Annotated in this window: 26 protein-coding genes; 13 read left to right on the top strand and 13 right to left on the bottom strand. The window is 70.3% G+C overall.

The genetic code is table 11. The features are described 5' to 3' along the window. The first annotated feature begins 45 nt into the window (after window positions 1-45). Window positions 46-315: a hypothetical protein gene (locus FNH24_RS31520; protein WP_161606205.1), complete on the top strand. Its 270-nt coding sequence runs from the start codon at window positions 46-48 to the stop codon at window positions 313-315. After that, window positions 312-704: a type II toxin-antitoxin system VapC family toxin gene (locus FNH24_RS31515; RefSeq protein ID WP_161606204.1), complete on the top strand. Its 393-nt coding sequence runs from the start codon at window positions 312-314 to the stop codon at window positions 702-704. The genes FNH24_RS31520 and FNH24_RS31515 overlap by 4 nt, the downstream gene beginning before the upstream one ends. Window positions 705-717: 13 nt before the next feature. Here FNH24_RS31515 and FNH24_RS19000 read toward each other — a convergent pair whose 3' ends face one another. After that, window positions 718-1569, bottom strand: coding sequence for a PPK2 family polyphosphate kinase (locus FNH24_RS19000; protein ID WP_175047898.1), 852 nt, complete (start codon window positions 1567-1569; stop codon window positions 718-720). A gap of 94 nt (window positions 1570-1663) precedes the next feature. Here FNH24_RS19000 and FNH24_RS18995 point away from each other — a divergent pair, with 94 nt between their 5' ends. Then, the gene (locus tag FNH24_RS18995) at window positions 1664-2482 is read left to right on the top strand and encodes a dihydrofolate reductase family protein (protein ID WP_152363771.1); all 819 of its coding nucleotides are present in this window, start codon (window positions 1664-1666) and stop codon (window positions 2480-2482) included. Here the strand turns inward: FNH24_RS18995 and FNH24_RS18990 are convergent. Together FNH24_RS18990 and FNH24_RS18985 are read right to left on the bottom strand one after the other, a co-directional pair. Then, entirely contained in the window at window positions 2467-2874 is a 408-nt protein-coding gene (locus FNH24_RS18990) for a VOC family protein (protein ID WP_152363770.1), read from the bottom strand. The genes FNH24_RS18995 and FNH24_RS18990 overlap by 16 nt on opposite strands. Window positions 2875-3036: 162 nt before the next feature. Next, window positions 3037-4122: a DNA polymerase domain-containing protein gene (locus FNH24_RS18985; protein ID WP_152363769.1), complete on the bottom strand. Its 1086-nt coding sequence runs from the start codon at window positions 4120-4122 to the stop codon at window positions 3037-3039. Between the two features lie 77 nt (window positions 4123-4199). On the opposite strand from FNH24_RS18985, the gene msrB reads away from it, so the two are divergent. The 4 genes from msrB to FNH24_RS18965 are packed head-to-tail and all read left to right on the top strand — an operon-like array spanning window position 4200 to window position 6891. Continuing rightward, window positions 4200-4634, top strand: a complete 435-nt coding sequence (gene msrB, locus FNH24_RS18980) for a peptide-methionine (R)-S-oxide reductase MsrB (RefSeq protein ID WP_152363768.1) — start codon at window positions 4200-4202, stop codon at window positions 4632-4634. A 59-nt stretch (window positions 4635-4693) separates the two neighbouring features. Continuing rightward, complete coding sequence (locus FNH24_RS18975) at window positions 4694-5647, top strand: TolB family protein (protein WP_217428304.1); 954 nt, start codon at window positions 4694-4696, stop codon at window positions 5645-5647. Window positions 5648-5649: 2 nt separating this feature from the next. Further along, window positions 5650-6381, top strand: a complete 732-nt coding sequence (locus FNH24_RS18970; protein ID WP_217428303.1) for an SDR family NAD(P)-dependent oxidoreductase — start codon at window positions 5650-5652, stop codon at window positions 6379-6381. 27 nt (window positions 6382-6408) lie between these two features. Further along, entirely contained in the window at window positions 6409-6891 is a 483-nt protein-coding gene (locus FNH24_RS18965; RefSeq protein WP_152363766.1) for a 2,4'-dihydroxyacetophenone dioxygenase family protein, read from the top strand. Here FNH24_RS18965 and FNH24_RS18960 read toward each other — a convergent pair. The 5 genes from FNH24_RS18960 to hemE are packed head-to-tail and all read right to left on the bottom strand — an operon-like array spanning window position 6881 to window position 12157. Next, a complete protein-coding gene (locus FNH24_RS18960; protein WP_152363765.1) occupies window positions 6881-8383 on the bottom strand; it encodes a PH domain-containing protein in 1503 nt (500 codons plus the stop codon). The two genes, FNH24_RS18965 and FNH24_RS18960, sit on opposite strands and share 11 nt — an antisense overlap. Continuing rightward, window positions 8380-8931 (bottom strand): PH domain-containing protein, encoded by a 552-nt coding sequence (locus FNH24_RS18955; RefSeq protein WP_152363764.1) that lies wholly within the window; start codon window positions 8929-8931, stop codon window positions 8380-8382. The genes FNH24_RS18960 and FNH24_RS18955 overlap by 4 nt, the downstream gene beginning before the upstream one ends. 43 nt (window positions 8932-8974) lie before the next feature. Beyond that, a complete protein-coding gene (gene hemQ / locus FNH24_RS18950; protein ID WP_152363763.1) occupies window positions 8975-9643 on the bottom strand; it encodes a hydrogen peroxide-dependent heme synthase in 669 nt (222 codons plus the stop codon). After that, on the bottom strand, window positions 9643-11073 hold the full coding sequence (hemG, locus tag FNH24_RS18945; protein ID WP_152363762.1) for a protoporphyrinogen oxidase: 1431 nt from the start codon (window positions 11071-11073) through the stop codon (window positions 9643-9645). Before hemG ends, hemQ begins: the two co-directional genes overlap by 1 nt. A 19-nt stretch (window positions 11074-11092) precedes the next feature. After that, on the bottom strand, window positions 11093-12157 hold the full coding sequence (gene hemE / locus FNH24_RS18940) for a uroporphyrinogen decarboxylase (RefSeq protein ID WP_152363761.1): 1065 nt from the start codon (window positions 12155-12157) through the stop codon (window positions 11093-11095). Window positions 12158-12318: 161 nt separating this feature from the next. On the opposite strand from hemE, the gene FNH24_RS18935 reads away from it, so the two are divergent. Together FNH24_RS18935 and FNH24_RS18930 are read left to right on the top strand one after the other, a co-directional pair. Beyond that, complete coding sequence (locus tag FNH24_RS18935) at window positions 12319-12930, top strand: DUF3000 domain-containing protein (RefSeq protein ID WP_152363760.1); 612 nt, start codon at window positions 12319-12321, stop codon at window positions 12928-12930. Further along, window positions 12927-14276, top strand: coding sequence for an HRDC domain-containing protein (locus FNH24_RS18930; RefSeq protein ID WP_246186966.1), 1350 nt, complete (start codon window positions 12927-12929; stop codon window positions 14274-14276). The genes FNH24_RS18935 and FNH24_RS18930 overlap by 4 nt, the downstream gene beginning before the upstream one ends. Before the next feature lie 67 nt (window positions 14277-14343). On the opposite strand, the gene FNH24_RS18925 is transcribed toward FNH24_RS18930, so the two are convergent. Next, window positions 14344-15174 (bottom strand): NAD(P)H-binding protein, encoded by an 831-nt coding sequence (locus FNH24_RS18925; RefSeq protein WP_152363759.1) that lies wholly within the window; start codon window positions 15172-15174, stop codon window positions 14344-14346. An 88-nt stretch (window positions 15175-15262) separates the two neighbouring features. Between FNH24_RS18925 and FNH24_RS18920 the strand changes: the two genes are divergently transcribed. The 4 genes from FNH24_RS18920 to FNH24_RS18905 are packed head-to-tail and all read left to right on the top strand — an operon-like array spanning window position 15263 to window position 20138. Then, window positions 15263-16252, top strand: a complete 990-nt coding sequence (locus tag FNH24_RS18920; protein WP_152363758.1) for a helix-turn-helix transcriptional regulator — start codon at window positions 15263-15265, stop codon at window positions 16250-16252. Between the two features lie 9 nt (window positions 16253-16261). Continuing rightward, window positions 16262-17467 (top strand): thiolase family protein, encoded by a 1206-nt coding sequence (locus FNH24_RS18915; RefSeq protein ID WP_152363757.1) that lies wholly within the window; start codon window positions 16262-16264, stop codon window positions 17465-17467. After that, window positions 17464-19590 (top strand): 3-hydroxyacyl-CoA dehydrogenase NAD-binding domain-containing protein, encoded by a 2127-nt coding sequence (locus FNH24_RS18910; RefSeq protein ID WP_152363756.1) that lies wholly within the window; start codon window positions 17464-17466, stop codon window positions 19588-19590. The genes FNH24_RS18915 and FNH24_RS18910 overlap by 4 nt, the downstream gene beginning before the upstream one ends. Then, entirely contained in the window at window positions 19587-20138 is a 552-nt protein-coding gene (locus tag FNH24_RS18905) for an isochorismatase family protein (RefSeq protein ID WP_152363755.1), read from the top strand. Before FNH24_RS18910 ends, FNH24_RS18905 begins: the two co-directional genes overlap by 4 nt. A gap of 240 nt (window positions 20139-20378) precedes the next feature. Here FNH24_RS18905 and FNH24_RS18900 read toward each other — a convergent pair whose 3' ends face one another. From FNH24_RS18900 to FNH24_RS18885, 4 genes are all read right to left on the bottom strand, one after another. Further along, the gene (locus FNH24_RS18900; protein ID WP_152363754.1) at window positions 20379-20933 is read right to left on the bottom strand and encodes a DinB family protein; all 555 of its coding nucleotides are present in this window, start codon (window positions 20931-20933) and stop codon (window positions 20379-20381) included. Between the two features lie 609 nt (window positions 20934-21542). Then, window positions 21543-23474 carry a 1-deoxy-D-xylulose-5-phosphate synthase gene (gene dxs, locus FNH24_RS18895; RefSeq protein ID WP_152363753.1) on the bottom strand — a complete coding sequence of 644 codons (1932 nt, stop codon included), beginning with the start codon at window positions 23472-23474 and terminating at the stop codon, window positions 21543-21545. A gap of 114 nt (window positions 23475-23588) precedes the next feature. After that, window positions 23589-23963, bottom strand: coding sequence for a hypothetical protein (locus FNH24_RS18890; protein WP_152363752.1), 375 nt, complete (start codon window positions 23961-23963; stop codon window positions 23589-23591). A 57-nt stretch (window positions 23964-24020) separates the two neighbouring features. Next, window positions 24021-24935, bottom strand: a complete 915-nt coding sequence (locus FNH24_RS18885; protein ID WP_246186965.1) for a COX15/CtaA family protein — start codon at window positions 24933-24935, stop codon at window positions 24021-24023. Window position 24936: the final 1 nt, after the last annotated feature.

Below are 24936 nucleotides of genomic sequence, written 5' to 3'. Positions count from 1 at the left end.
CCCGGTGCCGGTGCAACACCAGAGATACGGTGTTACACTTGCGGCATGCCGACCACGCGCCCGCGGATCGTCCTCACCGAGACGGACGAGCTGGCCGAGACCCTCGGACTGGCCCGCCGACGCTGGCCCGCGGACGCCGACAGTGCCTCGAGGCTGCTGCTCCACCTGGTGGAGGCGGGTCGCCGCGCCATTGCCGAGGAGGACCGGCAGGTCATCGCGGACCGCAGGGCCGTGATCGAGACCAACGCCGGTGCCGGGACCGGGTTGTACGACCGCGACGACCTGGAGCGGCTGCGGGAGGACTGGCCGGAGTGATCGTCGTCGATGCCGGCGTGCTGATCGCCTATCTGGACCGATCGGACGCGCATCATCAGCGCGCCACGGCCTTGCTGCAGGAGCAGGCCGAGGACGGCTTCGCCACCAGTCCGATCACGATGGCCGAGGTGCTGGTCGGCCCGGTGCGCGAAGGCGCCGGGGAAACGATCATGAATCGCTTGGCTCAGATTCCCATCGGAACGGTCGAGCTCGGCACCGACGCTCCGCTACGGCTGGCCACGCTCCGAGCCCGCACCGCGCTGCGGATGCCCGACTGCTGCGTCCTGTTGGCCGCCGAACAGGTTTCGGCGAGAGTCCTGACCTTCGATCACCGGCTCGCCGGCGCCGCCGTCGGTCGGGGACTCCGCGTCATCCCGACCGAGCCCTGAGCTCGCCGAGTGATCAACTCGCCGCCAGCCGGCGCTGCTCCTCCGCGACGTCGAAGTCGGCCGCCGGCCAGCCCAGGTCGAGCTCACGGAGGTGCTCGATCAGCAGCCGGGTGATCGCCCAGTTGCGGTACCACTTGCGATCGGCGGGGATCACGTACCAGGGCGCGGTGTCGGGATTGCAGTAGTGCAGGGCGTCGGTGTAGGCCGTCGTGTAGTCGTCCCAGCGGGCCCGCGCATCAAGATCACCGGGGTTGTATTTCCAGTACTTCGTCGGATCTTCCAACCGCTCGGCCAGCCGGGCCTTCTGCTCGTCCTTCGACAGGTGCAGGAAGCACTTGATCACGACGGTGCCGCTGGTGACCAGGTCGGCTTCCCAGCTGTTGATCTCGTCGTAGCGCGCGGACCAGACGTGCTCGGGCACCAGCTGGTTGACCCGAGCGACGAGTACGTCCTCGTACTGCGACCGGTCGAAGATCCCGATCATGCCCGGCTGCGGCAGCTCGCGCTCGATCCGCCACAGGAAGTGGTGCTGCAACTCCTCCTCGGTCGGCGCCTTGAACGCCTTGATCGAGGTGCCTTGCGGATCCATCAGGCCGATCACGTGCCGGAGCACGCCACCCTTGCCCGAGGTGTCCATCCCCTGCAGCACCAGCAGGATCCGCCGGGCGCGTTCCGGCTCCGCGCGGCCGGCGGCGAACAGCCGCTCCTGCAACTCGCCGAGCTCAGGGCTCAGGGCGGCGATCGCGGCCGGAGCATCGGTCTTGCTGCCGGCGAAGCCCGGCGTCGCGCGCGGGTCGAACCGGGTCAGGTCGACCTCGCCCTGCGGCACCCGGAGCAGCGGGCCGAGACGATCACCGTCGGCCAGGGTGACCGCGGTCGGCGCGGTTGGCTCCTTCGCCGTCTTCCCGCCCTTGCCACTCTTTCCGCTCTTGCCATCCTTGGACTTCGAGGACTTCGCCATGCGGGCATTCTGCCTGATCTTCGACCGGCTCCGCAGCGGATGCGAGGATGATCGGGTGCGTCTCCTCTACGACGAGTCCGGCCGGCCACCGAAGACCCTGACCGAGTCGGAATTGGAGCGCCTCTACGACCATCCGGTCGGCCCGGACGGCCGCTGGGTACGGACCAATTTCGTGACCACCCTGGACGGCTCGATCTACGGACCGGACGGCCGGTCGGGCAGCATCAACACCGAGAGTGATCACCACCTGTTCGCGTTGCAGCGCGCTCTGGCCGACGTGATCTTGGTCGGCGCCGGCACGGCCCGGGTCGAGGGCTACCGGGCCGTCGACCTCGCACCGTGGCAGCGGGAACTGCGGCAGCGGATCGGCCTGGCCGACTTCCCGGTCCTGGTGATCGTCACCGCGACCCTGTCGCTCGACCCGGAGCTGGCCCGGCCGGCCGACGGGCACGGCGGACCGGTGATCATCGTCAGCACCGATGATCATGACGACGCCGTGATCGAGCCGTTCCGATCGGCCGGGATCGACGTCTGGCAGCTCGGGCACGGCGCCGTCGATCTGGCCCGGGTGATCGCCCGGCTGGTCGAGCGCGGACTGCCGCGGATGCTCTGTGAGGGCGGACCTCGACTACACCACGGACTGCTGTCCGCCGGCCTGGTCGACGAACTCGCGATCACGCTGGCGCCGACGGTCGTCGGCGGCGAGGCCCCGCGGACCGTGCACGGGGACTGGATCTCCCCCGCCCCCGGATTCCGGCCCGACCGGATCCTGCTCGCCGACGACCAGACGCTGTTTCTCAGTTACGTGGCCGGCTGACCGGACCCCGTCCGCTCGGCGGTCGAGCGCTCGACACAGAACTCGTTGCCCGCCGGATCGGCCAGCTGCACGAAGCCGCGCCCGTCCGGTTCACGGTGATCGGCGACCAGCCGGGCACCGAGTCCGATCGCCCGGGCCACCAGCTCGTCGCGGGTCTCGCCCTCCGGCTCGAGATCGAGATGGACCCTGTTCTTGACCGACTTCGACTCCGGCACGGGCAGGAACAGGATCCCCGGTCCGCCGTCGGGCCCGACGATTCGGGTCTCCGGATCGTCCGGGTGGTTGGGATTGTCGGGAGCGTCACCGTAGCCGAGCAACTCGGCCCAGAACCTGCCCACCTGATAGTGGTCGGGCCCGGCATCGAAGGTGATCGTCCTGATCTTGACAGTCATGCAATCTCCTGGATTCAGGAGCGCAACCCGTCGCCGGACGTCAGCGACACAAAGGAGCGACAAGGCTGCGCACAGTATGAGTGATCATGTCTGGCACACCTCCTTCCGCTCCGCGTGACGTGATCACAGCCTAGTGCCCTGCGATCGCAAGGGTCCAGGGAATTACGTCTCGACCCGCTGGCCGTCCTCGTCCCAGTGATCGGCCACCTTCTTGCTCGGCTGGACCCGCGGCGGTTCGCCGGGCATCTTCGGGTAGTCCGGCGGGTAGGGCATCTCCCCCAGACCATGATCACGCTCGTCGCGTTCGTACATCTCCAGCGCGGTCTCGAGGCCGGCCGGCTCGGTGGCGTAGAACGGCGCCCAGACATCACCGTGCTCCGCGAAGCGGCTGAGCATGCTCGGCACGGTGAAGTCCTCCGGCGAGACATCGGGCAACTCGTCCCAGGTCAGCGGGGCGGACACCTGCGCGGTCGGCATCGGCCGGATCGAGTAGGCGGAGGCGATGGTGCGGTCGCGCGCCATCTGATTGAAGTCGATGAAGATCCGCTCGCCGCGTTCCTCCTTCCACCAGTCGACGGTGACCCGGTCCGGCATCCGGCGGGCCAGTTCGCGGCCGAGCGCGATCACCGCATGGCGACCCTCGATGAAGCCGTAGTCGGGGCGAATCGGTACGAATACGTGGACGCCCCGGCCGCCGCTGGTCTTGCAGAATCCGGTCAGCCCGGCATCGGCCAGCACCGATCGCAGCTCCAGCGCCGCAGTCGCCGCATCGGAGAAGTCGGTGCCCGGCTGCGGGTCGAGATCGATCCGCAGTTGATCGACCTGCTCCGTGTCGGCCCGGCTGACCGCCCACGGGTGGTAGCGCAACGTGCCCAACTGGGCCATCCAGACGATGGTGGCCAGTTCGGTGACGCAGACCTGGGTCGCGGTCCGGCCCGACGGGAAGGTGATCGTCGTCGTCTCGACCCAGTCCGGCATCCCCTTGGCCGGTGCGCGCTTCTGATAGAACGCCTCGCCGAACCGGCTCTCCCGGGTGCTCAGCTTCGCGTCCGGCGAATAGCCGCCGGGCCAGCGCTCCATCGTGACCGGCCGGTCCTGCAGCGCCGGCAGGAAGCCGTCGCCGACCGCGATGACGTAATTGACGACGTCGATCTTGGTCAGCCCGACCTCGGGAAAGTAGATCTTGTCCGGGCTGGAGACCCGGACCGTACGTTCACCGACGGTCAGCTCGATCGCTGGGGTGGCCATGGCGACAGCATAGGAGCCGGCGACCGGAATACGCTGGCGCCGGGTGAGGTTGTGGCGAGAGATCCAGGGAGGACCAGATGACGGAATCCGGCGGACCGGCCAGCACGGTCGGCAAGGTGATCAAGTCCGAGGCCGAATGGAAGGCCCAGCTCTCGCCGGCCGAATACCACGTGCTGCGCGAGGCCGGCACCGAACGCGCCTTCACCGGCGAATACACCGACACCAAGACAACGGGCGTCTATCGCTGCCGGGCCTGCGGGACCGAGCTGTTCCGCAGCGACACGAAATTCGACTCGCACTGCGGCTGGCCGTCGTTCTTCGCACCGCTGGCCGAGGAGCGGGTGCGCTACATCGAGGACGAGTCGATGGGCATGCGCCGGGTCGAGGTCCGGTGCGCGACGTGTGACTCGCACCTCGGGCACGTCTTCGAGGGTGAGGGGTACGGCACGCCGACCGACCTGCGCTACTGCATCAACTCGGTCAGCCTGAGCCTGGAACCGGACCTGAGCTGATCGGGCGGGCATGACATGCTGAGTCGAGATGATCACTCGGAGCGGCGATGGAGGCCCCCTTGACGGATCAACCCCAGTCCCACGATCGGTCACTGTGGCGCGGCCGTGAGCTGCGGCCCGGCCAGCAGACCGAGATCTGGATCGCCGAGCCGGCTACCGGCCGGGTGGAGCGGCTGCTCGGCTCCCGGGAGGTGCTGCTGGAGGCCCCGAACTGGCTGGCCAGTGGCGACAGCCTGATCGTCAACGGCGACGGCCGGCTCTGGCGGGTGGACCTGGCCGACGGAAAGCTCACGGGCCTGGAGCTGGACGGGCTGCCGCCGGTCAACAACGATCACGTGCTGCACCCGGACGGGGAGACCATCGTGATCTCCGCCAATGACGGCCAGCTCTATCGGGCCCCGCTCGCCGGCGGCCCGGCCGAGCGGATCACCGACGCCCCGGACACGGCGCATTACCTGCATGGGGTCAGTCCCGACGGGCTCGAACTCGCCTATGTCGAGCTTCCCCGCGGCGAGTTCGGGGTACCGGGCCGGCTGGCCGTGCTGCCCGTCGCCGGCGGCGAACGGCGGCTGGTGGACGTCGGGGCGGGCCACTGCGACGGACCCGAATACAGCCCGGACGGCGAGTGGCTGCTGCTCAACACCGAATCCTTCACCGAGCAGCCCGGGCATGCCCAACTGGCCCGGGTCCGGCGCAACGGGACCGGCTTCGAACGCCTGTTGACCAGCGATCGGGTCGACTGGTTCCCGCATCTCGCGCCGGTCGGCGACCTGGGGTGCTATCTCAGCTTCCCGGCCGGCACGCTCGGCCACCCGGCCGATCATCACGTCGAACTGAAGGTTGTCCGGGCCGGCGACTGGAGCCGCGCCGTGCAACACCTCGCCTTCTTCGGCGGCCAGGGCACGATCAACGTCAACAGTTGGGCGCCGACCGGGGACCGGCTCGCGTTCGTCGCCTACCCGCTCGACGACGATCCCCGGACCCAGGGCGTCACCGACCGGCTCCGGGGCTGACCGTGGCGGTGGACGCGGCGACGTTCCGGCCGGACCTGTTCCAGGGGCGGACGGTGTTGGTCGTCGGCGGCACCGGTGGCATCGGCGGCGCGGTCGCCGACCAGTTCGGGCGGCTGGGCGCGCGGGTGATCGCGGCCGGGCTGCCCGGGCCCGGGCCCGGGCCGGCGGCCGCCGAGGTGGTCGAACTGGATCTGTCCCGGCCCGACGAGCTCGAGCAGTTGATCACCGGCCAGGACCGGCTGGACGTGCTGATCAACGGTGCCGGCATGATCAGGCACGAGACCGAATACCAGCCGGACGTGTTCGCTCAGGTGCTCGAGGTCAACCTGACCGGCACCCTGCGGGGCTGTGTCGCCGCCCATCCCCTGCTCGCCGCGAGCGGCGGCAGCATCATCAACGTGGCCTCGATGTGGAGCTTCTTCGGCGGCGCCCGGGTGCCCGGCTACACCGCCAGCAAGGGCGGCGTCGCCCAGCTCACCAAGGCCCTCGCGGTGCGCTGGGCCGCCGACGGCGTCCGGGTCAACGCGGTCGCGCCGGGCTGGATCCACACCGACATGACCGCGCAGGTCCGGTCCGACCCGGAGGTCGAACGGCGCATCCTCGACCGGACGCCGCTGGCCCGCTGGGGCGCGCCCGAGGAGGTAGCGGAAGTGATCACCTTCCTCGCCTCCCCCGCGGCGCGGTTCATCACCGGCACCGTCCTCCCGGTCGACGGCGGCTATCACGCTTCCTAGTGAAACGACCCTGAGAGGACGTACGGCATGGACGGCAACGTCAACGACCTGCTCCGCGACATCGCGATCCCGGCGATCCCGGACGACGACCGGCTGTGGGTCGAGCAGGAGAGCCAGGTGTTCTTCCGGCCGCTGATGTTGAACACCGTGCTCGGCCAGTGGTGCAATCTGCTCAAGGTCACCCGCTCCGGCATCGTGTCCCGGCACCGGCATCCGGCCGCCGTTTTCGGCTACGTGATCAAGGGCACCTGGCACTACCACGAGCACGACTGGGTGGCCGAGGAAGGTCACTTCGTCTACGAGCCGCCGGGCGAGATCCACACCCTGGCCGTGCCCGAGGACTGCACCGAGATGATCACGTTCTTCAACGTCACCGGCGCGATGATCTACGTCGACGCCGAGGGGAAGCAGACCGGCTACGAGGACGTCTGGACCAAGATCAATCTGTGCCGCGCCCATTACGAGCGGGTCGGCCTCGGCGCCGACTTCGTCGATCAGTTCATCCGCTGACCGACCGCTCCCAGAGCCGGTCCCACACCGGGCCGCTGGTCCGTTGCAGTTCGACCGCCTGAGCCGGGGCGACGTCCGGGAGCCGGAACTGCCCGGGGCTCGCCGCCGACGTCGCGACCAGCGTGCACAGACCCAGCCGGCGTTGGGCCGGTGATCGCTTCAGATTCCAGCCGAGCAGGCCGTCGTGGGCCAGCACCTCGGTGCTCCGGAACACCGAGCCGCTCCGCAGGATCACCCGGTCGTCGATGATCAGGTGACCCAGCCCGGCCGCGGCATCGCGAGCCAGGAACCAGGTCACCGGAGCGCCGATCACGGCCGCGCCGCCGACCAGCCACCACAGCTCGGGCGCCAGCAGGATCGCCGGCACGGCGAGCAGTGCCAGGACGGTCACGAAGATCGCCGCCGACCAGCGGTAGCGCCGATGCGCGGCGGCCGGCGGATGGGCCCGCAGCTCTGCCGGCACCGGAGTCCGGGTGATCGCCTCGGCCACCGCGGTGGCCACCGACCGCGGCGCCGGCGGCACGATCGTCGAGCTGACCTGGTGCTTCGACTCGTCCTGCTGCGACGTCTCGACGCCGACCGCGACCACCCGCAGCATGGCCGCGCCGGTCCGCCGGTAGCCGAGCGGTTCGAGCAGCGTGACGCCGCGGATCCGGGCCCCCTGGAACGAGCTCGATCGGCGGACCAGCAGGCCGCGCTGCAGATGCAGGGTCCCGTCGGCATCGCGATCGAGCTGATAGCCCCACCACGACTCCACGTAGAGGGCCACCGAGCCGATGACGCCGATCACCAGCGCGACCGCGAGCAAGATCAGGATCTGCAGCGGCAGCGGGATCGCCGCCATCAGCCCGGAGACCGTACGCCAGAGCGTCGGCACCGCGTCGAACCAGCTGGCCACCTGGGTCGCCGCTCCGAACACCCCGATGCCGATCACCGGGGTGCCGAGGCTGACCGGGGCGTAACGGACCCAGGCCGGCTCGAACGTGGCCAGCCGCCCGGTCCGGTCCCGGCCGGCCCGACCCGCGACCTCGCCGAGGATCGCGGTCCGCAGGTCCTCAGCGGTCTCCGTGGCGACCGCGATCAGCCGGAACTCCGTGCCGGTCTGGTCCCCGGTGCCGAACCGGACGGCGGACAAGCCCAACCGGCGCTGGACCACATCGGCGGTGAGGTCGACGGCACGGATCCGCTGGAGCGGCAGGGATCGGATGCTGGACCCGATCAAGCGGAAGCGCAGTTCGAGCCGGTCACCGTGGATCCGGTAGTCGGTGGCCCGCACCCGGAAGATCTCGATCACGGCCGCGCCGGCGGTCAGCACCACCACGGACCCGCCCACCCAGAACGCCACCCAGCCGGGGGCCACTCCCCCGATCAGCAAGGCGATCGCCACCGGCACCCCGGCGGCGATCAACGCCCCGGCCGCCAGCACGACGCCGGCGAGAGTGGTCCGCGGGTGCAGCCGTTGCCAATCCGGTCCGTCGGCCGTCGTGATCATGTCGCGTCCCGGTCGGCGGTCGTCTGATCCTCCGCCACGCCCTGAGTCAGCACCGTCAGCCGCTGCACCAGTTCCTCGGCCCGGTCGGCGTCCAACGCCTCCAGCTTGACCGCGCCACTCGCCGACGCCGTCGTCACCGTGACCGTCGCCAGGCCGAAGCGCTGCTGCACCGGCCCGCGGACCAGGTCGACCGTCTGGATCCGGGACAGCGGTGCCGCGCGCCACTCCTGCCACAGCCAACCGGTCCGGGAATAGACGGCGTCATCGGTCACCTCCCACCGGTGGATCCGGTAGCTCAACCGCGGCTGGGCGACCGCTCCCACCACCCCGGCGATCGCGATGATCAAGGCCGGCAGCAGCAGCCAGAGCCGGGCCGGAGCGATCAGGATGCCCAGCACCGCCAGTGGCAGGACCAAGATCAGGATCCAGACGATCCACTGGCTCGTCCACCACTGCCGGCACCGTGGATCGACCGACTGCCGCGGCGGGCGCGGGCCCTCCGATTCGACCCCGTCGGACACGGCAGCGGGCTCCCGCAGATCAGCCATGGGCCGAAAGGTTAGCGCCTCACCGACCGACCGGCGAGCCGGATCACCAGGCGGCGACGAGCTCGGTCAGTTCGCGGCGGCGGCCGGTGTAGAACGGGATCTCCTCGCGGACGTGCAGCCGCGTCTTGGACTTGCGCAACTCCCGCATCAGGTCCACGATCCGGTGCAGCTCGTCGGCCTCGAACGCCAGGATCCACTCGTAGTCGCCGAGCGCGAACGAGGCGACCGTGTTGGCCCGGACGTCGGGATACGGCTTGGCCAGCTGGCCGTGCTCGCGCAGCATCGCCCGGCGCTCCTCGTCCGGCAGCACATACCAGTCGTAGGAGCGGACGAACGGATACACACAGAGGTACGCCTTCGGATCCTCACCGGACATGAACGCGGGTACGTGACCCTTGTTGAACTCGGCCGGCCGGTGCAGCGCGACCTGGGACCAGACCGGGGTCAGGCCCAGCCCGGACCGGCGCAGCGCGTGGTAGGCGTCCTGCACGATCTCGATCTCCGGCGCGTGCCACCAGACCATCAGGTCGGCGTCGGCCCGCAGTCCGGCGACGTCGTACCAGCCGCGGATCTCAAGATCACGATCACCGATCGCCTCGGCGATGGCCTGCTCGGCCGCCGTGGCCTGCAGTTGATCAACGGGCTCGCTCGGCCGGCGAAACACCGACCACATGGTGTACCGGATCGTGTCGTTGATCTCGCGTGCCTTCATCACCGTTCTCCTCGATCTTCATCCTGATCATTGCTGCCGGCACCGCCGACGACCTCCGCGGCGGCGGCCCCGCTGGCCACACAGGCCGCGATCCCGACCCCGTCGAGCAGGGCGCCGCAGACGGCCAGCCCGGGCTGGGCCGCTACGGCCGTCCGCAGCCGGCGGACCAGGCCGGTGTGCCCGACCAGATACTGCGGCAATCCGCCACCGAACCGGGACACCACCCGGGTGATCAACTCGCTGCGCTGCCAACCGGGCACCAGCTCCCGGGCTTCGGCGAAGGTCCGGTCGGCCAGTTGATCATCGTCGAGCTGCAGCAGCCGTTCCTCGCCGACCCGGCCGACGCTGGCCCGGATCACCGTGACGTCCTCGCCCCAGGCGGCACGAGCCTGCTCGGCCACCCAGTCCCACTTGATCGACGAGTGGGTGAACGCCTTGATCGTCGGCAGCGCACCCGGCGGCACCAGCAGGCCCGAACCGTCGCCGGCGAAACCGCGGACCACCAACGTGATCACCGCCATCGACGCGTACGGCACCCGGGCGACCTCGGCCGCGGCCTCCGGCGCCAGCCCAGCCAGCAGCCGGCTCAGCGGCACCGCCGGCACGGCCAGCACGACCGACTCCGCGGCGAGCACGTCCCGGTCCGCCAGCGGCGTCCGCGTCGCGGCCCCGACCTCGAGCCGATAGCCGCCCGGGCCGCGGTCCAGTTTCCGTACCGTCGTGTCCGTCCTGATCTCACCGCCGAGCCGGCCCAGCTCGGCGACCAGGGCGGTCACCAACCGGGCCACACCGCCGGGCACGCCGGCGAACACCGGTCCGCCCGCTCCGGCACCGGCCGACGACAGGTCGGCGGCATGGGCGAGCAGCGAGCCGCCGGACCGGGCGCGCTCGAACAGCGGCCGGTTCACGGCCTCGAAGGACAGGTCCCGAGCCCGGCCGGCGTAAACCCCGCCGAGCATCGGTTCCAGCAGCCGGTCGGTCACCGCCGGGCCGAACCGGGCGTCGACGTAGGCCCCGATGCCGACATCGCCGGTCAGCGGCGGAGCCGGCAGGTCAGGTTCGCGCTCGGCCCGGGCCAGGTCGCCGGGTTCCAGCAGCTCGGCCAGTCCGGCGAGGTCGACCGGGATGCCCATCGCCTGCCGGGGCAACGGCCGCGGCCGGCCGTCGATCAGCAACCGGGAAGTCGCCCCGGTCGGATGCACCAGCGGCAGCCCGAGCGACTCCGCCAGCCGTACCGCCTCCGGCCGCCGGGCCAGCAGGGACTCCGGGCCGCCGTCCAGGCCGACGCCGTCCGGGGCGATCGGAATGATCTTGCCGCCGAGGCGGGACGATCCCTCCAGCAGCAGCACCCGCCGGCCCGACCGGGCCAGCGTGACCGCCGCCGTCAGACCGGCGATGCCGCCGCCGACGACGATCGCCGGAGCCGTCATCGGGCAGTCGCCGGTGTGGTCAACGGGCCGACGCGAGGTCCGCGGCGGCCGAGCGCAGCGCCGTACCCTCGCCGTGGACCAGATCGACGATCCGGCCCAGCACCGACGGATCGGCGGTCGGCGGCACGCCGTGGCCGAGGTTGAAGATGTGGCCCGGCGCGGCCGCTCCGGACCTGATCACGGCCCGGACCCGATCGGCGATCACCGGCCAGGGCGCGGTCAGCAGCGCCGGGTCGAGGTTGCCCTGCACGGCGTAGTCCGGGCCGAGCCGCCGGCTGGCCTCGGCCAGCGGGATCCGCCAGTCGACGCCGACGACATCGGCTCCGGCGGCGCCGAACAGCCCGAGCAGCTCGCCGGTGCCGACGCCGAAATGGATCCGCGGCACGTCGTACTCGGCGACCTGCGCCAGCACCCGGGCCGAGTGCGGCTGCACCGACCGCGCGTAATCCTCGGCGGACAGGCTGCCGGCCCAGGAGTCGAACAGCTGGATCGCCGACGCCCCGGCCTCCAGCTGGACCCGGAGGAATGCCGCCGACAGGTCGGCCAGCCGGGTGCACAGCACATCCCAGAGCGCCGGTTCGGCGACCATCATCGCCTTGGTCTTGGCGTAATCCTTGCTCGGCCCGCCCTCGATCAGATAGCTGGCCAGAGTGAACGGGGCCCCGGCGAAGCCGATCAGCGGAGTGTTGCCGAGCTCGCCGACGAGGGCGGTCACGGCCTCGGTCACGTACGAGACGTCACCAGGCTCGAGGGCCCGGAGCTGGTCCAGGTCGGAGCGGCTGCGGATCGGATCGGCGATCACCGGGCCGGTGCCGCTGACGATCTCGAGGTCGACCCCGATCGCCTTCAGCGGCACCATGATGTCGGAGTAGAAGATCGCCGCGTCGACCCCGTGTCGACGGACCGGCTGCAGCGTGATCTCGGTGACCAGGTCGGGCCGGGTGCAACTCTCCAGCATCCCGATGCCGGTCCGGATCGCTCGATACTCGGGCAGTGATCGGCCCGCCTGTCGCATGAACCAGACCGGCACCCCGGACTGTCGCCGCCGGCACGCCGCGAGGAACTCCGATTCCGTCCCGGTCACGCCCGTGCCCTCCGAGTCAGCCTGTCCGTCGCAGTCACCAGGGCATCTTGTCACGCGGCCCACCGGGACCTGCGGCGCGGTCTGGGAACCATCGACCCAGGGGCTCGGTTTCGGCGCGTCGACATCGGTTCACCGCCCGCCGCTGACATAGGGTCAAGCAGGTGGGAGCAAAGACGGAACCCGCCTCGTTGCCGGCTGACTTCGGCCGCGCGGTGCAGGATCTCAGATCGGCTTCATGGCGGCCCGAACTCATCGTGACCGAGATCGGTGCCCCGCAGCGTATCGCACCGTTCGCGGTCGCTGTCACGGCCGATGTGCTGTCCGGGGGCGAAGAGATCGGTAGCGGCCGGCTGGTGTTGTTGCACGACCCGGCCGGCAATCCGGCCTGGGACGGGACCTTTCGCTGCGTCACCTTCGCCCGGGCCGATGTCGACCCGGAGATGGTCAGCGATCCCCTGCTGGCCAAGGTCGGCTGGTCCTGGATGATCGACGCGCTGCGGTCGCACCAGGCCGACTTCGGCGCCCCGAGCGGCACCGTGACGTCGGTCTTGAGCGAGTCCTTCGGCGGGATGGAGGACGAGCCGGCCCGGGCCGAAGTGGAGATCCGCGCGTCCTGGACGGCCCAGCTGGACGACGGCGTGGGCCTGTCCCGTCATCTGTCCGCGTGGGGTGAACTACTCTGTACGACGGCAGGGCTGCCGCCCTTGCCCGCCGGAGTGGTGCCGATTCCGTCCCGGCGTAAGCCGCAGAATCGACCCTTACGGAGACGGTGACGAGCACGACACCCGGCGCGGCCGCTCAATCGAGTGCGGCCCGAGCACGTACGGCATCCGCAGCGACCGAGGACGGCGCAGCGACGCCCTCGTCCGATGTCCCTCCGAGTGAGATCACGGAGCGCGATGTCCCCGAGCGCGAGGTCACCGTACTGACCCGCCCGGGCGACGGCCCGCCGCCCGTGGTCACCACCCCGGAGCAGTTGGAGCGGGCGATGTCGGCCCTGCGCGCCGGCACCGGACCGGTCGCGGTCGACGCCGAGCGAGCCAACGGCTTCCGCTACAGCCAGCGGGCCTACCTGATCCAACTGCGCCGCGAGGGCTCGGGGACCTGGCTGATCGACCCGATCCCGTTCGGTGAACCGGCCGATCTCTCTCCGCTGGCGGATGCGATCTCCGATGCGGAATGGGTGATCCACGCCGCCAGCCAGGACCTGCCCTGCCTGAACGAGGTCCGGATGCTGCCGGACCGGCTGTTCGACACCGAGCTGGCCGGCCGGCTGCTCGGCTATCCGCGGGTGGCGCTGGGCACGATGTTGGAGGAGTTGTTCTCGATCCGGCTGCTCAAGGAGCACTCGGCGGCGGACTGGTCGACGCGGCCACTGCCGGCCGACTGGATCACCTACGCCGCGCTCGACGTGGAGCTGTTGATCGACCTGCGGGACCGGCTGTCCGCCGAGCTGGACAGCGCCGGCAAGACCGAATGGGCGCGGCAGGAGTTCGACGCGCTGATCGCCGGCGCCTCGGTGCCGCCGGAGGTCCGGCCCGATCCGTGGCGGCGCACCTCGGGCATCCACAAGGTCCGTAATCGTCGCGGCCTCGCCGTCGTCCGCGGGCTGTGGCTGGCCCGGGACCGGATCGCTGCCGAGCTGGATCGGGCCCCGGGCAAGGTGCTGACCGACCTGTCGATCGCCGAAGCGGGCGCCGACAACGAGCTGACTCCGCGGTCGATCCGCGGCATCCCGGGCTTCCGCCGCCGGGTCGCCCGTCAGTACGAGGCGACCTGGGCCGACGAGATCGTGGCGGCGCAGGCGCTGCCGGAAGCCGCCCTGCCGCCGATGCACATCGCGTCCGACGGTCCGCCGCAGGCCCGGCTCTGGGCCAGCCGCGATCCCGTGGCCGCCAAGCGGCTGGCGCGGGTCCGGGAGCGGTTGACCAAACGATCGGCCGACCTGGAGCTGCCGGCCGAGAACCTGCTCACCCCGGAGTACGTCCGCCGACTCGCCTGGCGCCCGCCGTCGGAGATCTCCGAGGAGACCGTCGACGCGACCCTGGCCGGCTACGGTGCGCGCGCCTGGCAGCGCGACCTCACCGTCGAGTTGATCACTCCCCTGCTCGAGCCCTGAGCTCTCCGCGCCGACAACGGGGAACCTGCGGCCGGGTACAACCGGCGGCAGTTTCCCCGATCTTCGGTCAGCTGAAATCGGCCGTGTGCTCCTTGGCCCACTGGGCGAAGGAGCGGGCCGGGTGGCCGGTGACCCGCTCGACCGTGGGCAGCGGAGTGCGGCCGACCCACGGCGTGGTCTTGCCCATCTCGACGAAGAAGTCGATCGACTCCTGATCCATCCCCTGGGCCCGCCAGTCGGCGATCGCCTCCGCCTCGGTCAACTCGACGTAGTCGATCGGCCGGCCGAGGGCGTCGCCCAGCACGCCCAACTGCTCCGGCACCGTCAGCGCCGCCGGCCCGCTGAGCAGGTACGTCTGCGCGGCATGCCCGTCCTCGATCAACGCGGCCGCGGTGACCTCGGCGATGTCGGCCTCGTGGATCATCGCGGTCGCGGTCCCGCCGAACGCCTCCCGGACCGCCTCGCCGGCCCGGATCGCCGGCGCCCACTGCAGCGTGTTGGCCATGAAGCCGACCGGCGCGATGATCGTCCACGGCAGCGGGCCGGTCTGCACCGCATCCTCCATCGGCCCGGAGTGGCCGTTCTGCAGCAGGGTCACTCGGGTCACGCCGGCTTCCTGGGCCTGGCGGAGCAGTTCCGGCCCGGTGGCCAGCGCCTCGCCGCCACCCGCCCCTCGGGGACCGTCGAAGCCGATCAGGTGGGCGGCGGTCACCCCCTTGAAGGCGGTCGCCAGGGTGCTCGGGTCGGCCAGGTTTCCGGCCACCGTCTCGACACCTGGCGGCAATCCGGCGCTGGCCGGATCGCGGGTCAGGGCCCGTACCGTCGCACCGCGGGCCAGCAGGGCGTCGACCACGCGGCGCCCGACCGTTCCGGTTGCTCCGGCCACGAGAATCGTCATCTGAGTCCTTTCGTCGCTGTCGATGATCCAGACTCTAGAATCGATTGCGGAACTGTTTCTTCCGCAATAGGAATCAGGATTTCGACCCATGACCTCGACCTCGGCCCGGCTGCTCACCCTGCTCGGGCTGCTGGAGACGGCGCGGGCGTGGAGCGGACCCGAGCTGGCCGAGCGGCTCGGGGTCACCACCCGGACGGTCCGCACCGACATCGAACGGCTACGCGACCTCGGCTACCCGGTCGACGCGGTGCCCGGGGTCGGCGGCGGCTATCGACTCGGTGCCGGCGCCGTGTTGCCGCCGCTGCTGCTCGACGATGACGAGGCCGTGGCGATCGTGCTCGGCCTGATCGGAGTGGCCGACGGCTCGGTGGCCGGGGTCGAGGAGAGCTCCGTCCGCGCCCTGACCAAGCTGGAACGGATCCTGCCGCCGCGGCTTCGGGCCCGGACCACGGTGTTGCGGCAGAGCACCGCGACCGTCCGTCGGGATGACCAGCGGGTCGATCCGGCGACGATCACCGCGATCGCCACGGCCTGTCGCGACCACGAGGGCCTGCGGTTCGACTACACCGACGCCGAGGGCACAATCACGCTGCGCCGGGTCGACCCGCAACGGCTGGTGCATCACCGGCGGTGGTATCTGGTCGGCTACGACACCGACCGGGACGACTGGCGCACGTTTCGGCTGGACCGGATCCGGCTGCGGACTCCGGGCGGTCCACGGTTCCGTCCCCGGCCCGATCCCGACGGCGACGCCGCCGCCTACCTGGCCCGCGTCTTCGGCGAGCGCTCGCGCCGGATCGAGGTGACCGTCCGGCTGGCCGCCGCGGCCGAGGAGATCGTGGGCTGGATGCGGCCGGAGTGGGGTGAGGTGACCCCGATCGACGACCGGCACTGCCGATTCCGCACCACCACGGACTCGTACGAGATCGCCGCGATCAGCATCGGCCTGATCGGCGTCCCGTTCGAGATCCTCGATCCACCGGAGTTCGCCGACTACGTCCGCGCCATGGGCCATCGCCTGATCGACGCCGCCGCCGGCACGGCGGGTCCTTGCCAGTCCTTTGTTACTCGTGAGTAATATGTGCTCATGCCCCGAACTCTCCGCGAGGTCGTCTTCGTTGACGGCGTCCGCACCCCCTTCGGCAAGGCCGGGTCGATGTACGCCGAGACGCGTGCCGACGACCTGGTGATCAACTGCATCCGCGAGCTGCTCCGGCGACACCCGGAACTACCCGCCGACCGGGTGGATGAGGTCGCGATCGCCGCGACCACCCAGATCGGTGATCAAGGTCTGACCATCGGCCGGACCGCCGCCCTGCTGGCCGGACTGCCCCGATCGGTGCCCGGTTACGCCATCGACCGGATGTGCGCCGGCGCGATGACCGCGGTCACCTCGGTGTCCTCCGGAATCGCCTTCGGCGCCTACGATGTGGCGATCGCCGGCGGGGTCGAGCACATGGGTCACCACCCGATGGGCGAGGGCATCGACCCGAACCCGCGGATCGTCGCCGAGAAGCTGGTCGACCCGTCGGCGTTGATCATGGGCTCGACCGCCGAGAACCTGCATGATCGTTTCCCGGAGATCACCAAGGGCCGGGCCGACGCGTTCGCGGTGCTCAGCCAGCAGCGGGCGGCCCAGGCCTACGCCGACGGGGTGATCCAGCCGATGCTGGTCCCGGTCGCCGCCCGCAGCGTCGAGCACGGCTGGGGGCTGGCGACGGCGGACGAGCCGCCGCGGCCCGGCACCACGCTGGAGGGTCTGGCCGCGCTGAAGACGCCGTTCCGGCCGCACGGCCGGGTCACCGCCGGCAACGCCGCCGGGCTGAACGACGGCGCCACGGCGTGCCTCGTCGCGGCCGAGGACGTCGCGGCTGAGCTCGGCCTGCCGACCGCGATGCGCCTGGTCTCGTACGGGTTCGCCGGCGTCGACCCCGAGGTGATGGGCGTCGGGCCGGTGCCAGCCACCGAGAAGGCGCTCCGCTCGGCCGGACTGGACATCGGCGACATCGGCGCGTACGAGATCAACGAGGCCTTCGCGGTCCAGGTGCTCGCCTTCCTTGATCATTTCAAGATCGCCGAGGACGACCCGCGGGTCAATCCGTACGGCGGTGCGATCGCCTTCGGCCACCCGTTGGCCAGCTCCGGGGTGCGGCTGATGACCCAGCTGGCCCGCACCTTCCGTGATCATCCGGAGATCCGGTACGGCATCACGACCATGTGCGTCGGCCTCGGCATGGGCGGCACCGTGATCTGGGAGAACCCGAACCACACCGATGCGGAGGCCGCCCGATGAATGCAGACCGACTGAGCCAGCTGATCGAGTCCGCCTCGGCCCAGGCCACCGACGAGGTGGTCACCCACGCCCTGAGCCGCGATTTCGCCCTGCCCGGCACCGATCGGACCGGCGTCCTGATCACCCTGGACAACGGTCGTGATCACACCCGGCCGAACACGCTCGGTCCGCGCGGCCTGGGCGAGCTCAACGCCGCTCTGGACACGGCGCTGGCCCGGAACGAGGTCGCCGCGATCGCGGTCACCGGCAAGCCGTTCATCCTGGCCGCCGGTGCCGACCTGTCCCAGCTCGGCACCGTCACCGAGCGGGACCAGGCACTGGCGATCGCCGAGATCGGCCATGCCGTCTACGACAAGCTGCACACCTCCCCCGTGCCGACCTTCGCGTTGATCAACGGACTGGCCCTCGGCGGCGGGCTGGAGATCGCGCTGCACTGTCACTACCGCACCGTGTCCGCGGCCGCGCCGGCGATCGCACTGCCGGAGTGCTTCCTCGGCCTGGTCCCGGGTTGGGGCGGCGCCTTCCTGCTGCCGAACCTGATCGGCGCCGACAACGCCGTCACGGTGATCATCGAGAACGCGCTGAACCAGAACCGGATGCTGAAGGGTCCGCAGGCCTTCCAGCTCGGCATCGCCGACGCCATGTTCGACGGCGCCGACTTCATCGAGCAGTCGCTCGGCTGGGCCGGTCAGCTCGTCGCCGGCACGATCAAGCTCGACCGGCCGGCACCGGACCGGGGCGAGGCCTGGGACAACGCCGTCGCCCGCGGCAAGGCGATCGCGGACGCCAAGACGTCCAGTGCCGCCCCCGCTCCGTACCGGGCGCTGGAGCTGATCGCCGCCGCCAAGACCACGGACCGGGAGTCCGCCTTCGCCGCCGAGAACGAGGCGCTGGCCGACCTGGTGATGGGCGAGGAACTGCGGGCCAGCCTGTACGCCTTCGACCTGGTGCAGAAGCGGGCCAAGAAGCCTGCCGGCGCGCCGGACAAGAGCCTGGCCCGACCGGTGACCAAGGTCGGCATCGTCGGCGCTGGGCTGATGGCGAGCCAGCTCGCCCTGCTGTTCCTACGCCGGCTGCAGGTCCCGGTGATCATCACCGACCTTGATCAGGCGCGGGTCGACAAGGGCATCGGCTACGTCACCGCGGAGATCGACAAGCTGGCCGGCAAGGGACGGATCTCACCGGACGAGTCCAACCGGCTCAAGGCGTTGATCACCGGCACCACCGACCGGTCCGACTTCGCCGACTGCGACTTCGTGATCGAGGCCGTGTTCGAGGAACTCGAGGTCAAGAAGCAGGTCTTCGGCGAGCTCGAGAGCCACGTCTCCGAGACCTGCCTGCTCGCCACCAACACGTCGTCGCTGTCGGTGGCGGAGATGGCGGCCGACCTGAAGCACCCGGAGCGAGTGATCGGCTTCCATTTCTTCAACCCGGTGGCGATCCTGCCACTGCTCGAGGTGGCCCGGTCCGAACAGACCGACGACGCGACGACCGCGACCGCCCTGGCCGTGGCCAAGACCCTGAAGAAGAACGCCGTGCTGGTGGCCGACGTGACCGCGTTCGTGGTCAACCGGCTGCTGGTCCGGCTGATGTGCGAGATCAACGCGGCGGTCGACGAGGGCACCCCGGTCGAGGTCGCCGACTCCGCGCTGCGGCCGCTCGGACTGCCGATGCCGCCGTTCGTGCTGGCCCAGCTGGTCGGCCCGGCCGTGCTGCTGCACGTCAACGAATCGCTTCATGATCGTTTCGGCGACCGGTTCGTGATCTCGGACAACCTGCGCGCGATCGTCGCCGCCAAGCGTCCCGGCATCTACGACTGGACCGCGGAAGGCAAGCCGTACGTCTCGGATGAGACCAAGGCCTTGTTCACCGTCGGCGACCGGCCGAGCACGGGTGATCAACTCCGGGAGCGGGTGCTGACGGCCCTCGCCGAGGAGGTCGGCCTGATGTTGCAGGAGAAGGTGGTCGCCGCCCCGATGGACATCGACCTCTGCCTGATCCTCGGCGCCGGCTGGCCGTTCCACCTCGGCGGCATCACGCCGTACCTGGACCGCGAAGGCATCAGCGAGAAGGTCCTCGGCCAGCGCCTGCTGCCACCGGGTGTCGCCAGCCTGCCGCGGTGATCATCGAGCCGGTCGACTCTCTGCTCGTCGTTGATCTGCAGCGGGGATTCACGACCGGCCCCGAGGCGCTGCCAGACGCCGCGCAGGTGCTCGATCGCGTCCGACGACTGCTCGACGCCGCTCGTCGCACCGGCGCCCTGGTGGTCCACCTGCAGAACGACGGCCCTGCCGGCGAGGTGGATGAGCCAGGCACGCCCGGCTGGGAGCTGATGCTGGCCGAACCGGGCGAGCCGGTCATCCGCAAGACCGAGGACGATGGTTTCAGTGAGCCGAAGCTGGGCGAGTTGTTGGCCCGACACGGCGCGCACCGCGTTGCGGTATGCGGCCTGCTGTCGGAGATGTGTGTCAGCGCGACCGTGCGCGGAGCCCTCAGCCGCGACCTCGAGGTCGTGCTCCCGCGCGACGCCCATGCCACCTACGACCTCGAGGAGATCCCGGCCGCGGTGGTGTCCCGCGTCGCCGAGCACGCCCTCGGTGATGCGCCCGAGTTTCCCCTCGCGGGCGAGGTGACCTTCGCGACTTCTCCGGCCGACCGCGCGACCCTTTGACGCCGCCGCGACCGCTGCAGTGGTCGCGGCGGAGCGATAACGATCGCGCCGGCCAGATCCGTCGGCGCGGCGGGCCCGGGCGTGGATCTCGGGAGCGAGCGATCGGCCACGATCGAGTGGGAGGGAAGCGACGCCGAACCACCCGATCGCAGGTTGTTGACGTCACAATCGACGACCTGAGAGCCCCGGATACGTCGCTGACAGCCGGTTCGTCAGGACTCACCTGTGCCCTGGCGCGACTCAGTTCGGACGTGTCCGGTAGAGGTCGCGCAGCAGGCTGATCTCCGCGCCGTGGTGGATGATCTCGCGGTGGGTGTGCAGGACGAGCTTGGCCATCGGCGCGTTCGCGAACTGGGGAGGCTCTTCCTGGGCCCGTCCGAGGCCAACCGCGCCGAGGGCCCGCAGGTCGCTGATCCATGCGTCGTGCGCCTCGTCGAGCCGGGTCAGGGCTGCAGTGGCACTCCCCGGATAGCCGGTGTCCTGGTGATCCAGCCGCGGGCGATCGAAATGCGGGACATCGGGCGGACCGAACACGTCGATCAGGTGTCCCAACCGCCACGCGATCGTGGTGACGGGAGGCGGGTCCGGCGGCGGATCGGCGTAATCGAGCGTGAACTCCCCCTCGCCGAACGAGACCAGCGCCGCACTCTCACCGCGGCGGCTGAGCGTCCAGGCCCCGGGAGCCGGATGCCAGAAGAATTCCTCGTCGCTCAGACCGTCCAGCCGAGGCCGAAGCTGACCGTGCCAGTGATCTTCGAGTTGATCAATCAGCTCGGCATTCCAGTCGACATCCATGCTCCGAACCTAATGTCGTGTCGCCACCTCCGGCGCAACCGACTGCCGGCCTGTCTTTCGACAGGCTCAGCCTGGATCCGCCAATAATCTTGGATCTGTGGTGTCGCGATTTCTGCTCGGGCTGGGCGGCCGGGCCGGCGGTTCGAGCGGTCAGCGGCGGTGTTCGTTCCCTGAGCCTGTCGAAGGGCAGGCCGGACGTGTGCCCCTCCGGTTTCGGCCTGACGGCCGGAAAAGACGCGCCAAGGACGGGCGGGTCAGGCGGTCCGCCGCGTTATACGGCCGGGCGCCGGTGTTGGCGGCGAAAGTCGCCGGCTGGGCACCGACTGTGACTTTGCCCGGCCATTTCGTGCCGATCGAGCCGGGAAACGTCACAGTCGACGATCCCGACCGCAGCCCCAACCGGTACCCGGCCGGACGTTCCCAACAAACGCCGAAACCCGCCCGTCCTTGGCGCGTCTTTCTGTTCTCAGCGCGCACCGAGCCGGCCTCAGGAACGGAACACCCAAACGTTCCCTCCGGGCACTTGACCCGAAACCTCCCGGACGACCCGGACCGTGCGCTTGGTCTGTTCCCTGAGCCTGTCGAAGGGCAGGCACCGTGTCCGACGGGTCAGGAGATGTTGCTGGGTTGCGCGGTGTTCTGGTCGGCGCGGGCGATCGCTTCCACGGCGTAGCGGGCGATCCGCTGCGGAGTGAGGCCGACCTGCTCCAGCACCTCGGCGCGACTGCCGTGATCAAGGAACCGCTGCTCGATCCCGAACTCGCGCAGCGGGGTGAAGACGTCCGCGTGCCGCAGTTCCTGGGCCAGCCGGGAGCCGCAACCTCCGACTACACCGTTGTCCTCGATGGTGATCACCAGTTCATGATCACGGGCCAGGTCGATCAGGGCCGGGTTCACCGGGAGGGCCCAGACCGGGTCGACCACGGTGACACCGATCCCCTGCGCGGTGAGCCGGTCGGCGACCTGCAGCCCGAGCCGGGTCAGCTCGCCGTACCCGACGATCAACACCCGCGGTGATTCCGTTCGCCGCAGCACGTCGACACCGTCGAGTTGATCAATCGCCGGCAGATCCGCCGGCACCTTCTCCTTCGAATATCTGATCACCGTCGGCGCATCGTCGACGGTCACCGCGCGGGCCAGCGCCTCCCGGAGCCGGGTCGCGTCCCGCGGTGTGGCCAGCTGCAGCCCGGGCACCACCTGCAGGATCGACATGTCCCACATCCCGTTGTGGCTCGGCCCGTCGGTGCCGGTGACCCCCGACCGGTCGAGCACGAAGGTCACGCCGCACTGGTGCAGCGCGACGTCGAGCAGCACCTGGTCGAAGGCCCGGTTGAGGAACGTGGAGTAGACGGCGAACACCGGATGCAGGCCGCCCAGGGCCAGCCCGGCGGCGGAGGTCACGGCGTGCTGCTCGGCGATCCCGACGTCGAAGACGCGATCCGGGAAGGCCTTGGCGAACCGGTGCAGCCCGGTCGGATACAGCATCGCCGCGGTCAGGCCGACGATCCGCTCGTCGGCGGCCGCCAGCTTGACGATCTCGCGGGAGAAGACGTCGGTCCACTGGTCCGGTCCGCCGGTGGAGAGCGGCTCCCCCGTCGTCGAGTCGATCTTGCCGACCTGGTGGAATTGATCTTCCTCGTTGTTCTCGGCCGCCGGGAAGCCGCGGCCCTTCTGGGTCAGGCAGTGCACCAGCACCGGCCCGCCGAACTGCTTCGCCTGCCGCAGCGCAGTCTCCAGCGCCTCGACATCGTGCCCGTCGATCGGCCCGACGTACTTCAGGCCGAGGTCGGAGAACATCCCCTGCGGCGCCAGCACGTCCTTCAGTCCGATCTTGATCCCGTGCAGCAGGTCGTACGCGGCCCCGCCGACGCCGGGAATCCGGGTCAGGTTGCGCCGGATCACCTCGAGGATCTGCTCGTAGCGCGGATTGGTCCGCAGGCCGGTCAGGTGCACGGCCAGGCCGCCGACCGTCGGCGTATAGGACCGGCCGTTGTCGTTGACCAAGATCACCAACGGCAGCCGGTCGTCGGCGGCGATGTTGTTCAACGCCTCCCAGGCCATGCCACCGGTCAGTGCCCCGTCGCCGATCACCGCCACCACCGAACCGCCGCGCCGCTGCAGCACCTTGGCCTTGGCCAGGCCCGCCGCGTACGACAGCGAGGTCGAGGCGTGCGAATTTTCCACCCAGTCGTGCTCCGACTCGACCCGGCTCGGATAGCCGGACAGCCCGCTCCGCTGCTTCAGGGTGTCGAACCGGTCGGCCCGGCCGGTGACGATCTTGTGCACGTACGCCTGATGGCCAGTGTCGAAGATGATCGGCTCGGACGGCGAATCGAACACCCGGTGCGCCGCCAGCGTGATCTCGACGACCCCGAGGTTGGGGCCGAGGTGCCCGCCGGTCCGGCTCACCTGATCGATCAAGAACGTCCTGATCTCGGCACTGAGCTGCCGCAACTGCACCGGGCTCAGTGACCGCAGATCACCGGGACGCCGGATCGTCGCCAACAGCGACGGGGTCGCCGGGTCGGGTGCTGGTGGCATGGCGTCGAGTTTACGTGGCCCGTTCCGCCGCGGCCGGGGATCCGGCCGACGCCCGCCCGGACTGTCGGCAGCATCACATCCTCCGGCGCGGCATCACCTCGTCGGCACGCGGCGTCACATCGTCGGCACGAAGTCCTCCCCGCGCAGCGCCCGCTCCACCAGGTCGACCGCCCGCCGGGTCCGCAGCAGCAGCGCACCCTGCCGCTGCCAGGCGTCGATCGCCTGCTCCACCACCTCCAGCGGCACGAACCGGCCGAGGTCCGTCCGTGCCTCGGCCAGCCCGGCCTCGACTGCCTTCGCCTGGGCCTCCACCGACCGCACCGCGAACCGGGCCAGCACGACCGGATGCCGGCGCAGCACCGGATAGAGCCGGAACTCCGGCGGACAGCAGTCGAGCAGGAAGGCCGAAGCGGTCAGCTCCCAGTCGGCCGCCCCCGGCGCCCGCACCATCGGCGGCCACCCCGCCGGCACATACCCACTCCCAGCCATGTGCCCATTCTATCGCACACACGTTCGAATAGACAGAGTTGTCAGAACTGAGTTGCCCTATGACACAACTGGTTTCTGACAAGTCAATAGGTAGTGGGTGGCGGCGGCGACGGCCAGGGCGGCACCGACCAGATGGAGCAGGACCAGCACGATCGGCAGCCCGGTGTTGAACTGGATCACCCCGACCAGGCCCTGGAACAGCTCCACGGCCAGCAACAGCACGACGGCCCGGGACCGGAACAGGATCACCCCGAGCACGGTCAGCGCGAGCAACAGATAGACCGAGGCGGCGTGCACGTGGGTGACGATGGTCGGGTCGAACCCGGTGCGCTTCGCGTTGATATCGCCGGAGTGCGGACCGGAGCCGGTGACCACGGTGCCGAGCCAGAGCGCGACCCAGACCACGACGAACGTCGCGATCACCAACACCCGGTGGGCGATCGTCGGCACCGGCACGCCGGCGACGCCGCGGGCGCGATGGACCAGCAGCACGCTCAGGGCGATCAGGCCCATCGACACCAGGAAGTGGAAGGCGACCACGAACGGGTTCAGCTGGCTCAACACGGTGAGCCCGCCGACCACGCCCTGCGCCGGGATGCCGAGCCCCATCACCAGCGCGATGATCATCATCCGCGGCCGGGTGCCGCGATCGTTGACCCGGAGCGCGGTGAAGAACGTCATGATCATGATCGCGGCGAGCACGAAGAAGAGCAGTCGGTTGCCGAACTCGATCACTCCGTGCACGCCGAGCGCGGCATGCGGCACGTACGACTCCGCCGTGCAGCGCGGCCAGGTCGGGCAGCCGAGCCCGGAGTCGGTCAGCCGGACCAGGCCGCCGGTGAGGACGATCCCGATGTTGGCCACCAGGGCCGCGGTCGCCCACCGGGGCAACACGTCCGCGGCCGTCACGGCCCGCCACCGGCGGACCACTTCGGCCCACGGCCCGGGCAGGGCTACTGGCTGTTCGCTCACC

Origin of the sequence: Microlunatus speluncae (genome assembly GCF_009299835.1) — a bacterium.
Classification (GTDB): Bacteria; Actinomycetota; Actinomycetes; order Propionibacteriales; family Propionibacteriaceae; genus Microlunatus; species Microlunatus speluncae.
This window is presented reverse-complemented; position numbering and strand designations above follow the sequence as displayed.